The sequence below is a fragment of the Bacillus mycoides genome (assembly GCF_000832605.1).
Classification (GTDB): Bacteria; Bacillota; Bacilli; order Bacillales; family Bacillaceae_G; genus Bacillus_A; species Bacillus_A mycoides.
The window spans coordinates 168,537-180,549 of the sequence record NZ_CP009692.1 but is presented as its reverse complement, the minus strand read 5'-3'; the positions used below and the strand labels follow the sequence as shown (position 1 = coordinate 180,549).

Annotated in this window: 9 protein-coding genes and 1 riboswitch; of the genes, 8 read left to right on the top strand and 1 reads right to left on the bottom strand. The window is 36.7% G+C overall.

Annotation, left to right across the window (positions count from 1 at the left end):
• The first annotated feature begins 1 nt into the window (after nt 1).
• The 5 genes from pcrA (at nt 2) to pruA (ending at nt 8,037) form a co-directional block, all read left to right on the top strand.
• Nucleotides 2–2,233 (top strand): DNA helicase PcrA, encoded by a 2,232-nt coding sequence (gene pcrA, locus BG05_RS02720; RefSeq protein WP_002169288.1) that lies wholly within the window; start codon nt 2–4, stop codon nt 2,231–2,233.
• 15 nt (nt 2,234–2,248) lie between these two features.
• Nucleotides 2,249–4,258: an NAD-dependent DNA ligase LigA gene (gene ligA, locus BG05_RS02715; protein WP_002124882.1), complete on the top strand. Its 2,010-nt coding sequence runs from the start codon at nt 2,249–2,251 to the stop codon at nt 4,256–4,258.
• Between the two features lie 16 nt (nt 4,259–4,274).
• Nucleotides 4,275–5,471, top strand: coding sequence for a CamS family sex pheromone protein (locus BG05_RS02710; protein ID WP_002124884.1), 1,197 nt, complete (start codon nt 4,275–4,277; stop codon nt 5,469–5,471).
• Between the two features lie 94 nt (nt 5,472–5,565).
• Entirely contained in the window at nt 5,566–6,336 is a 771-nt protein-coding gene (locus BG05_RS02705) for a TSUP family transporter (protein WP_002029466.1), read from the top strand.
• Between the two features lie 153 nt (nt 6,337–6,489).
• Nucleotides 6,490–8,037 (top strand): L-glutamate gamma-semialdehyde dehydrogenase, encoded by a 1,548-nt coding sequence (gene pruA / locus BG05_RS02700; protein ID WP_002124887.1) that lies wholly within the window; start codon nt 6,490–6,492, stop codon nt 8,035–8,037.
• Nucleotides 8,038–8,368: 331 nt separating this feature from the next.
• Here pruA and BG05_RS02695 read toward each other — a convergent pair whose 3' ends face one another.
• Nucleotides 8,369–8,914, bottom strand: a complete 546-nt coding sequence (locus BG05_RS02695; RefSeq protein WP_002091344.1) for a cysteine hydrolase family protein — start codon at nt 8,912–8,914, stop codon at nt 8,369–8,371.
• 241 nt (nt 8,915–9,155) lie between these two features.
• Nucleotides 9,156–9,260: riboswitch (SAM riboswitch) on the top strand.
• 125 nt (nt 9,261–9,385) lie between these two features.
• Between BG05_RS02695 and BG05_RS02690 the strand changes: the two genes are divergently transcribed.
• Genes BG05_RS02690 through BG05_RS02680 form a run of 3 tightly spaced genes read left to right on the top strand, consistent with a single transcriptional unit; the run spans nt 9,386 to nt 11,936 of the window.
• Entirely contained in the window at nt 9,386–10,405 is a 1,020-nt protein-coding gene (locus BG05_RS02690) for a methionine ABC transporter ATP-binding protein (protein WP_002010037.1), read from the top strand.
• Nucleotides 10,395–11,060, top strand: a complete 666-nt coding sequence (locus BG05_RS02685) for a methionine ABC transporter permease (protein WP_002091343.1) — start codon at nt 10,395–10,397, stop codon at nt 11,058–11,060. Before BG05_RS02690 ends, BG05_RS02685 begins: the two co-directional genes overlap by 11 nt.
• A 21-nt stretch (nt 11,061–11,081) precedes the next feature.
• Nucleotides 11,082–11,936, top strand: a complete 855-nt coding sequence (locus BG05_RS02680; RefSeq protein ID WP_002029488.1) for a MetQ/NlpA family ABC transporter substrate-binding protein — start codon at nt 11,082–11,084, stop codon at nt 11,934–11,936.
• Nucleotides 11,937–12,013 lie beyond the last annotated feature (77 nt).

Genomic DNA, 12,013 nt, shown 5'->3' with positions numbered 1-12,013 from the left:
TATGAGTACGACAGATAAGTTATTAAATGGTTTAAATCCGCAGCAACAAAAAGCAGTACAAACAACAAATGGACCACTTCTATTAATGGCAGGCGCAGGTAGTGGGAAAACACGTGTGTTAACACACCGTATTGCATATTTACTTGGTGAAAAAGGTGTGGCGCCATGGAATGTACTAGCAATTACCTTTACAAATAAAGCTGCTCGTGAAATGCGTGAGCGTATTGATAAACTTGTTGGACCAGAAGCAGAAGATATTTGGATTTCTACGTTCCACTCTATGTGTGTACGTATTTTACGACGTGATATCGATCGTATTGGTATTAATCGTAACTTTACAATCTTAGATTCAGGCGATCAGTTAACTGTAGTCAAAAAAATTATGAAAGAGCGCAATATTGATCCGAAGAAATTTGAGCCGCGCTCTATTTTAGCCGGTATTAGTAATGCGAAAAATGAACTGTTATCTGCAGATAAATATGCAAAAAAAATTACAATCGCTGACCCATATGAAAAATTAACGAGCGATGTATATACAGAATATCAAAAACGTCTTTTGAAAAATAACTCATTAGACTTTGATGATTTAATTATGACAACGATTCAGCTATTTGAACGTGTTCCAGAAGTACTAGAGTTTTATCAGCGTAAGTTCCAATATATTCACGTTGATGAGTATCAAGATACGAACAAAGCTCAGTACCTTCTTGTTAAACATTTAGCAGCACGTTTTAAAAATCTTTGCGTTGTAGGTGATTCTGATCAGTCTATTTACCGCTGGCGCGGGGCTGACATTTCTAACATTTTGTCATTCGAAAAAGACTATGAGAATGCGCAAGTTATCTTGTTAGAACAAAATTATCGTTCGTCACAAAATATTTTAAATGCAGCGAATGCTGTAATTGAAAAAAATTCAAACCGTAAACCGAAGAAATTATGGACAGACAATCAAATTGGAAGCAAAATCTCGTATTATCGTGCTGCAACTGAAAAGGACGAAGCGTATTTTGTTGCGAAAAAAATTCGTGATGATATTCAAATGGGGAAACGAAAATATACTGATTTTGCAGTGTTATATCGTACAAATGCCCAGTCTCGTATGGTCGAGGAGATTTTCCTGAAATCTAATATCCCTTACAAAATCGTCGGAGGTACTAAGTTCTACGACCGTAAAGAGATTAAAGACATTTTGGCGTACTTACGTTTAATTGGGAATCCAGATGATGAGATTAGTTTTGCACGTATTATAAACATGCCAAAGCGCGGGATTGGTGCGACTTCTATAGATAAAATTATTAATTATGGTGTGCAAAACGGAATCTCATTAACTGCTGTATTTGATGAGATTGAGCATGTTGGTGTAAGTGCAAAAATAACAAAAGCAGTAAAAGAATTCGCAAGTTTATTACACAACTGGGTAAATATGCAAGAGTATTTATCTGTTACAGAATTAGTAGAAGAAGTTATTGAGAAGACAGGCTATCGCGATATGTTGAAAAATGAGCGTTCTTTAGAAGCAGAAGGTCGTTTAGAAAACTTAGACGAGTTTTTATCTGTTACACAAACATTTGAATCCCAAAGCGAAGATAAGAGCCTTGTTGCATTCTTAACAGACTTAGCTCTTGTTGCGGATATTGATCGTGTAGATGAAGATCCAACTGCTGGTGAAGAAGTTATTTTAATGACGATGCACTCAGCAAAAGGATTAGAGTTCCCAGTTGTCTTTATTGTTGGCTTAGAGGAAGGGATATTCCCGCATACTCGTTCTCTTATGGAAGAGGATGAAATGCAAGAAGAGCGTCGTCTTGCCTATGTAGGTATTACTCGTGCAGAAGAAGAGCTATACTTATCTAATGCTCAAATGCGTACTTTATTTGGTAGAACAAGTATGAATGCAGCATCTCGATTTATTACAGAAATTCCGGCAGAATTAGTAGAACCATTAAACGAAACAGCACCGAAGCGTGAAACTTCGTTTGGTGCAAAAGGAAGAACGACAAGCGCAACTACAACACGCTCTCGTTCAGCTTTCGCGCGTCCGGCTGTTAAGACGACAGGTGGCGAGCAAATTGGCTGGGGAATAGGCGATAAAGCTGCTCACCAGAAGTGGGGAGTCGGTACAGTTGTAAGTGTAAAGGGTGAAGGAGATTCAAAAGAATTAGATATTGCGTTCCCAAGCCCAATTGGTATTAAACGTTTATTAGCAAAATTTGCACCTGTGACGAAACAATAGGAAAGGACTGAGGATATGTCAAAAGAGATAGCCAAAAAACGTATAGAAGAACTGCGTGATTTGTTAAATACATTTAACTATCAATATCACGTATTAGACAATCCTTCTGTTTCTGATGCGGAATATGACCGTGATATGCAGGAGCTTATAAAATTAGAAGCAGAGAACCCAGAGTTTATGAGTGAAGACTCTCCCTCCATTCGCGTTGGGGGGACTGTTCTTGATATATTTGAAAAGGTAACGCATAAATCACCAATGTTAAGTTTAGGAAACGCGTTTAATGAAGGAGATTTGCGTGATTTTGATCGAAGAGTACATCAGGGAATTGATGATGCGAATGTAAGATATATATGCGAATTAAAAATTGACGGACTTGCTGTTTCACTTCATTATGAAAAAGGACGCTTCATTCAAGGAGCAACACGTGGTGATGGTATAACGGGTGAAGATATTACCCAAAACTTAAAAACGATTAAAGCTATCCCGCTGCGTTTAAATGAAGAAGTAACGTTAGAAGCACGAGGCGAGGCTTATATGCCGAAGCGTTCATTCGTTAAATTAAATGAAGAAAAAGAGCAAAATGGTGAAGATGTATTTGCGAATCCACGTAATGCGGCAGCAGGATCGATACGCCAACTTGATCCGAAAATTGCAGCGAAGCGTAACTTATCTATGTTTGTGTATGGTCTTGCTAATGTAGAAGAAAAAACAATTCCATCCCACAGTGAATCACTGGATTTCTTAGGTGAGCTTGGATTTAAGACGAATCCAAATCGTCGTACATGTGAAACAATTGAAGACGTAATAGCCTATGTAGAAGAGTGGCAAGAAAAACGCCCGCATCTTGATTATGAGATTGACGGAATCGTTATAAAAGTAGACGATGTTGCTATTCAAGAAAGCTTAGGAACTACAGCAAAGAGTCCAAGATGGGCAATAGCTTATAAATTCCCAGCTGAAGAAGTTGTGACGAGATTAACAGGGATTGAATTAAGTGTCGGCCGCACAGGAGTTGTAACACCAACTGCAGAGCTGGAGCCAGTGCGAGTAGCCGGAACTATTGTCCGTCGTGCTTCTTTACATAACGAAGATTTAATTCGTGAAAAGGATATTCGAATTGGTGACTACGTTGTTGTGAAAAAGGCTGGAGATATTATTCCTGAAGTTGTGAACGTTATTTTTGATAAGCGTACTGGTGAGGAAGAAGAATATCATATGCCAACGCATTGTCCAGCATGTGAGAGTGAACTTGTTCGTTTAGAAGAAGAAGTAGCACTTCGATGTATAAATCCGACTTGCCCAGCTCAAATTCGTGAAGGATTAATCCATTTCGTTTCAAGAAATGCAATGAATATTGATGGACTTGGAGAACGTGTAATTACACAACTCTTTGATGCGGATTATATTCGTACGTTTGCTGATTTATATTCATTGACGAAAGAGCAATTATTAGAACTAGAACGTTTCGGTGAAAAATCAGCAACAAATTTAGTCCAAGCAATTGAGAATTCTAAGGAAAACTCATTAGAGCGATTATTATTCGGTCTTGGTATTCGTCATGTCGGTGCGAAAGCGGCACGTACATTTGCTGAGCATTTCGAAACGATGGATGAGCTTGTGAAAGCGACGGAAGAAGAATTAAAAACAATTAATGAGATTGGTGAAAAAATGGCTCAATCCGTTGTAACGTATTTCGATAATGAAGACGTATTAGAGCTATTACAACAATTTAAAGAGTATGGCGTGAACATGGCATACAAAGGTATGAAAATTGCTGATTTACAAAATGTTGAATCGTACTTTGCAGGAAAAACTGTCGTCTTAACAGGGAAATTAGAAGTTATGGGACGCAGTGAAGCGAAGAAGAATATTGAGGCATTAGGTGGAAAAGTAACAGGAAGTGTTAGTAAAAGTACGGATTTAGTTGTTGCTGGTGAAGCTGCTGGTTCGAAATTAGCGCAAGCAGAGAAGCACAATGTTGAAGTTTGGAATGAAGAGAGGTTCTTACAAGAGCTGAATAAGTAAGAGGTGCAAACTTACGATGAAAAAAATAGCGTTAGCGGTATTAAGTCTTAGCCTACTTGTAAGTGGGTGTAGTATGGGTTCCAATAAAGATGAAAAAGCAGTTGAGAAATCGGGGAAAGCGAAAGAACAAGCAGTTATCCCGAAATACTCGATTTCGGATGAATATTATAAGACAACGGTTAAATTTGATCCAGGTGAGGCACGTGGTTTAGTTGTACAAGGTTTAAATAGTCGTCTAGATGTAGATGAATTTGAAACAGGATTAATGCGCATTGCCAAAGAATCATTTAGTACGAAAGATTATTTCTTTAAAGGCGGAAAGGTTCTAGAGGCTCAAAATATACAAATGCTTGTAAAAAGGAAGCGTACAGATGCTGAACAAAAAGAGCTAGAGGATAAGTTGAAAAAAGATGCAGTTAAATTTCCGAATATCGGACTGAATCCAGCCTTAAGTGAAGGTTCGGAGTCACTAGAAGTGAAAAATAAAAAACATCCAATGTATATCTCAAATATTTTAGAGCATGATTACTACGTGCAAAAAGGTGAGAACGATGTTGAACGTGGTGGCATTGTAGTTGGATTAGCGATGAATTCTGTTCAATATTATGAGGAAGAGCATGGTTATCCGCGTGAGGCTGCAATCCCAGATGAAAAAATGTTAGCTGAAGGGAAAAGAATGGCCCAAGAAATCTTGAAATTCATGCATCAAAAAGACGCTGCGACAAAAAATGTTCCGATAACATTTGCAATTTATCGTCAAAGTCCAAAGTCTTCGCTTGTACCAGGGAATTTTGTTTCTTATGCTAAGGTAGAAAAAGGCAGTGAAACGGTTGAGGATTGGAAGCCGATCAATGAGAAATACTATTTATTCCCGTCTGAACAAGCGAAATCGGATAATAAACGTGAAGATCTTGCGAGGGTGTCAAACTTTAAAGCAAAATTAAGTGAGTATTTCCAAGGAGATTATACAGCTGTTATCGGTACTGGAATGTATAGAGATGATGAATTAAGAGAAATGAAGCTCGATATTCCTGTCCAATTCAATGGGAAAGCTGAAGTGATTGGTTTTACACAATATGTAGCTGGACTTGTTATGGAATACTTCCCGAATTATATGAAAGTACAAGTAACAATTAAATCTGTAGAACGCCCAGAAGCAATTATTATACGTGAAGCGAAGCAAGATGAACCGTTTGTGAAAATTTTAGATTAAAGATGAGAGCTGTTCCATAAAGGAACAGCTTTTTTTCTTGAAAAATTTTGTTATAATTTTAAATGTTACAAATAAAGGGGTAAGGGGCAAAGTCATGGAAGAACTAAGCTTTCAAGTCATTATTTTATTAATTGCATTCGGGTTTTTAGCAGCTTTTATTGATTCGGTTGTTGGAGGGGGAGGATTAATTTCGCTTCCTGCACTTATGTTTGTTGGTTTATCACCAGCTTCGGCAATCGCAACGAATAAATTAGCTGCAACGATGGGGACGCTTACGAGCACAATTTATTTTATTCGATCAGGTAAGGTGAATTTTCGGATTGTAGGAAAGTTAATCCCGTTAACTATTATTGGAGCAGTCGCAGGGGCTTTAGTAGTAAAGTTTATTCCGCCTGATATTTTGCGTCCACTAGTACTCGTAATGTTGGTTTTTATTGCCATTTATATTATTGCGAAAAAAGATTGGGGAAGTGCATCTACCTATAAAAAGATGACAAAAGGAAAAACATTAATGTTTTTCTTTGTTATTTTAATGATAGGATTTTATGATGGATTTTTTGGACCAGGGACAGGATCCTTTTTAATTTTTGCATTTTTATTAATTGGTTTGGATTTTATTCAAGCGGCAGCATCTGGAAAACTTTTGAACTTCGTTAGTAATATCGTATCTTTAATTACTTTTTTATTTTTAGATGTGATTCATTTTGAATACGGTATAATTATGGGCTTATCAATGATTTTAGGTGCTTATTTTGGATCGAAGTTTGCGGTTCAAAAAGGTGTTGGATATGTAAGGACTTTATTTTTATTAGTTACTATTTTATTAATCGGGAAAAATGTTTTGGAATATACTCATATTTTGTAGATTCATACGTATGTATGAATCTCTTTTTTTTATTATATTTTAAAAATTTATTAATTTTTAAAATATAAGTCTAGGAATATTTGAATAAATCTAAATTATCGTGTAGAATAATGTTGTAAAATGTAAACGTTTTTCTAAGGGGAGGCTAAAAAGATGGTAGTAGCATACAAACATGAGCCATTTACAGATTTTTCAGTAGAGGCTAACAAATTAGCGTTTGAAGAGGGTTTAAAGAAAGTAGAATCTTATCTTGGACAAGACTATCCATTAATTATCGGGGGAGAAAAAATCACTACAGAAGATAAAATTGTTTCTGTAAACCCTGCAAATAAAGAGGAACTTGTTGGTCGTGTTTCAAAAGCAAGCCGTGAATTAGCTGAAAAAGCAATGCAAGTAGCGGATGCAACATTCCAAACTTGGAGAAAGTCAAAACCAGAAATGCGTGCAGATATTTTATTCCGTGCTGCAGCAATCGTTCGTCGTAGAAAACATGAGTTCTCTGCTATTCTTGTAAAAGAAGCAGGTAAACCATGGAATGAGGCAGATGCTGATACAGCAGAAGCAATCGATTTTATGGAATATTATGCTCGTCAAATGTTGAAATTAAAAGACGGTATTCCAGTAGAAAGCCGTCCAATTGAATATAATCGTTTCTCTTACATTCCATTAGGAGTAGGTGTTATCATTTCTCCTTGGAATTTCCCATTCGCAATTATGGCAGGTATGACAACAGCTGCCGTAGTTTCTGGTAACACAGTATTACTAAAACCAGCTAGTACAACTCCTGTAGTAGCAGCGAAATTTATGGAAGTATTAGAAGAAGCTGGTTTACCAGCTGGCGTAGTAAACTTCGTTCCAGGTAATGGTTCTGAAGTTGGTGACTATTTAGTAGATCACCCTCGTACACGTTTCGTTAGCTTCACTGGATCTCGCGATGTAGGTATTCGTATTTACGAACGTGCAGCAAAAGTAAACCCAGGACAAATTTGGTTAAAACGTGTTATCGCTGAAATGGGCGGTAAAGATACAATCGTTGTTGATAAAGAGGCAGATCTTGAATTAGCAGCTAAATCTATCGTTGCATCAGCATTCGGATTCTCAGGACAAAAATGTTCTGCATGTTCTCGTGCAGTAATCCATGAAGATGTATACGATCATGTATTAAATCGTGCTGTTGAATTAACAAAAGAATTAACAGTAGGTAACCCAGATGCAAAAGATATTAACATGGGACCTGTTAATGACCAAGCTGCATTCGATAAAGTAATGAGCTATGTTGCAATTGGTAAAGAAGAAGGTAAAATCGTATCAGGTGGCGAAGGAGACGATTCTAAAGGCTGGTTCATCCAACCAACAATCGTTGCTGACGTTGCAGAAGATGCTCGCTTAATGAAAGAAGAAATCTTCGGACCAGTAGTAGCATTCTGTAAAGCAAAAGACTTTGATCATGCACTTGCAATTGCAAACAATACAGAATACGGTTTAACAGGAGCAGTTGTTACTAACAACCGTGACCATATTGAAAAAGCACGTGAAGACTTCCACGTTGGTAACTTATACTTCAACCGTGGATGTACTGGTGCAATCGTAGGTTACCAACCATTCGGTGGCTTTAACATGTCTGGTACAGACTCTAAAGCTGGTGGCCCTGATTACTTAGCGCTTCACATGCAAGCAAAAACTACTTCTGAAACTTTATAAGAAATAGTAGAAAAGATCTTCACAGACTGTGAAGATCTTTTCTTTTTGAGAAACTCTCTATAGCAGAAGCAATCGATTTTATAGAAGCTAGTTAATTTTAATCAAGAAAAGGTTTCTAAATATTACTATTTGTTCTTTTGAATTAGTTAAACCCTATTAATATCGGGATAAACATGAAAATAGAAACAAAACAGCGAGAAAAATTGACTTATTAGTCATATTTTTTAGTATTCATTTTGAGGATTTCCTGTATAATACAATTTGAAAGAAAATCTATGGTTAGACAAGAGAACACTCCTTTCGGCTTTGCTAACTGAAAGGAGTGTTTTTTTTAGGTCGCTAAAAACTCTTCTGTACTCATTATATTTGCGTATACTCCATTTAAACTCGCCAAAATTGTATTATGAATATAAACAGCTGGTATAGTAGCATTCTTAAATGAAAGATCTTTTGTAGCACAAGCATCGTGTATTACGGTACAGTGAAGACCAAAATCAAAAGCAGCTCTTACTGTAGCATCAATACACATATGGGTCATCATCCCGCATATTACGACGTGCTCAATTCCTGAACGTTGTAATTGTTCTAGAAGATCAGTTTCTCGAAAGCTATTTGGATAATGTTTAAGGATAACGGTTTCCTCTCTAAGTGGACGGACATTTTCGTGAATATGGACACCTTCTGTATTGGGTAGGAAAAAAGTAGCGCTATCTTTTATAGCTACATGTTGGATATGAAAAATAGGTTCGTTTCTTATTCTAAAATGTTGTAGTAGCTGACTAGCATATTCACTTGCTTCTACTGGATTACGTAATTCCATCATTCCGCTTGGAAAATAATCATTTTGAATGTCGACGAGCAAAAGAGCTGTTTTCATATATCTATCTTCCTCCGATTTCATATTCAAATAATGTTATTCAATGAATAGAGAAGATTCTCCTTTTTAAAAGTATGAGTGAGAAGGATTTTACATAACTTTAAAAATCACTATTGTATTGTTACTTCTTATTTGAAAATTTAAATAGAGAAATAATTAATATTTTTCCGAAAAATGTATTGACTCTCATTATTCTGAGTTCTATAATAAGACTTAATTAAACGACAATTAAATCGATACACTCTTATCCAGAGAGGTGGAGGGACTGGCCCTACGATACCTCAGCAACGGGTTTTTTAATACCGTGCTAACTCCAGCAAGCCTATAAAGGCTTGGAAGATGAGAAGATGTGAATGAGTACATATAAAAGTGCTCTCCTTCTTATCTTTTATTACTGATAAGGAGGAGAGCACTTTTTATTTTACCTCGAAAGCTCTACTTCAAGTTTTACAGCATATAGGAGGGAAGAAAATGATTTCTTTTAACAATGTAAGTAAAGTATATGAATCAGGTGGGCAATCTGTTCATGCGGTTGAGGATGTAACGCTGTCAGTTGAAAAGGGCGAAATTTTTGGCATTATCGGATTTAGTGGTGCTGGAAAGAGTACGCTATTACGTTTAGTAAATATGTTAGAAAGACCAACTGCAGGAACAATTTCAATAGATGATAAAGATATTACATCATTATCGGCGAAAGAATTACGGACACTAAGACAAAGAATTGGGATGATTTTCCAAAGTTTCAATCTATTTAATTCAAGAACGGTGTTTGGGAACATTGCTTATCCATTAAGGTTAGCGAAATTGCCGAAGAATGAGATAAAAGAAAGAGTGAATGAACTACTAAAATTTGTTGGTTTAGAAGATAAAGCGAACTATTATCCAGAACAGTTATCAGGTGGGCAAAAGCAGCGTGTTGGGATTGCAAGAGCACTTGCGACATCACCCGATATTCTCATATGTGATGAGGCAACATCAGCTTTAGATCCGGAAACAACAACAGAAATCTTAAATTTATTAAAGAAAGTAAATAGAGAGTACAATTTAACGATTCTACTTATTACACATGAAATGCACGTTGTGAAAGAAATTTGTCACCGTGTAGCCGTTATGGAAAAAGGAAAAGTAATTGAAGAAGGAAAACTGTTTGACGTTTTCACACAACCAAAAACAAAGACAACTCAAAATTTTGTACGCTCTGTTATTAATGATCACTTACCAGAAAGTGTTCTAGCGAAAATTCAAAACGGAGGTCAGATTTATCGCCTGACTTTTACTGGGGAAGAGACAGGGCAGCCTGTACTATCATATATTGCGAAAAACTATAACGTCGATGTAAATGTTCTTTATGGAAATATTATTGAACTCCAAAATGTGCTATTTGGAAATCTTCTTGTAGAACTACAAGGTGAACAGAAAGAAATTCAAAAAGCATTACAACATCTAAGACTGCAAGTGCAGCTGAAGGAGGTAGAAGCTCATGCGAGTTGATTGGAGTATATTTTGGCCTCGCATATTAGATGCGACGGGGGATACCCTCTTAATGGTAATTGTAACCCTTATATTCGCTACAATTCTTGGTATACCTCTAGGTTTACTGTTGTATGTAACGAGAAAAGGAAATTTTTTAGAAAATAAATGGGTCTTTTCTATTCTTAATATCATAATTAATACAATTCGTCCGGTTCCATTCATTATCTTTTTAGTAGCTTTAAGCCCACTAACAAGAAGTGTTATTGGAACGACGATTGGAACGGCTGCAGCAATCTTCCCAATGACGTTAGTTGCATCAATTGGTATTGCTAGAATGGTTGAAACCAATCTTGTTTCTGTTCCGAAAGGAGTAATTGAAGCAGCACAAGCAATGGGCGCTTCACCACTTAGAATTGTTTTTGAAATCCTCGTACCAGAAGCTTTAGCACCATTGATCCTAGGTGTCACGTTTATGACGGTCGGTTTAATTGAATTTTCTGCAGTCGCAGGACTTGTCGGTGGTGGCGGTCTTGGTGACTTAGCAATGACATATGGTTATCAACGCTTTGATACGTCAGTTATGTTTGTAACGGTCGTTTTACTTATTATTCTTGTACAGGTGGCTCAAAATTTAGGGAACTACTTTGCGAAAGTCTTTTTACGCAGATCATAAAAAGGAAGAGGGGAAAAGAAAATGAAGAAAATTTTAGCATTTGCATTATCAGCGATCGTAGGAATTACAGCATTAAGCGGCTGCTCAGGTGGAGACACAGGTGCAGGAGCGAAAGAGAAAGTAGTTCGCGTCGGTGTAACTGGAACAGATGGAGACGTTTGGGAAATTTTAAAGAAAAAAGCTGAAAAAGAAGGGATTAAAATTAAACTGGTTGAGTTCTCTGATTACACAACACCCAACAAAGCGTTAGCTGATGGAGATATTGAACTAAACTCATTCCAGCACATTGCTTTCTTAGAGCAATTTAAAAAGGAGCATAAGTTAGATATTACAGCTGTTGGTACAACGCAAATTGCACCGATGGGCTTATATTCTGAAAAATATAAGAAAGCAAATGAAATCCCAGATGGTTCGGAAATTGCTATTCCGAATGATCCAACGAACCAAGCACGTGCATTAAAACTTCTTGATGCAGCTGGATTATTAAAGCTTAAGAAAGATTTTGGTCTATTTGGGGATCCAAGTGGTATCGCTGAAAATCCAAAGAAGCTAAAAGTTACACCGGTTATCGCACAGCAAACACCTCGTGTGTTAAAAGATGTAGCGGCTTCAGTTATTAATAACGGTGTTGCTGGTCAAGCTGGATTAGACCCAGCGAAGGATCCAATTTTCTTAGAAGATCCAAATAATGAAAATGCAAAGGCCTATATTAATATTTTCGCAGCTCGTACGAAAGATAAAAATGATCCAACACTGAAAAAAGTAATTGAGTTATACCATTCAAAAGAAGTAACAGATGCAATTAAGAAAGAAACAAATGATGGTTCAATTTCAGTAGATCTTTCACTTGATGAGCTTGAAAAAATCGTAAAATAATTATTGAGTTTAACGACTAACAGTAGGAACCCCTCCGCTGTTAGCTCGTTCAACATATAATCTACTTAACAAACAAA

Coding starts and splice junctions, on each gene's coding strand:
- pruA (WP_002124887.1), top strand. CDS start 6,490: ATGGTAGTAGCATACAAACATGAGCCATTTACAGATTTTTCAGTAGAG.
- BG05_RS02680 (WP_002029488.1), top strand. CDS start 11,082: ATGAAGAAAATTTTAGCATTTGCATTATCAGCGATCGTAGGAATTACA.
- BG05_RS02695 (WP_002091344.1), bottom strand. CDS start 8,914: ATGAAAACAGCTCTTTTGCTCGTCGACATTCAAAATGATTATTTTCCA.
- BG05_RS02705 (WP_002029466.1), top strand. CDS start 5,566: ATGGAAGAACTAAGCTTTCAAGTCATTATTTTATTAATTGCATTCGGG.
- ligA (WP_002124882.1), top strand. CDS start 2,249: ATGTCAAAAGAGATAGCCAAAAAACGTATAGAAGAACTGCGTGATTTG.
- BG05_RS02690 (WP_002010037.1), top strand. CDS start 9,386: ATGATTTCTTTTAACAATGTAAGTAAAGTATATGAATCAGGTGGGCAA.
- BG05_RS02685 (WP_002091343.1), top strand. CDS start 10,395: ATGCGAGTTGATTGGAGTATATTTTGGCCTCGCATATTAGATGCGACG.
- BG05_RS02710 (WP_002124884.1), top strand. CDS start 4,275: ATGAAAAAAATAGCGTTAGCGGTATTAAGTCTTAGCCTACTTGTAAGT.
- pcrA (WP_002169288.1), top strand. CDS start 2: ATGAGTACGACAGATAAGTTATTAAATGGTTTAAATCCGCAGCAACAA.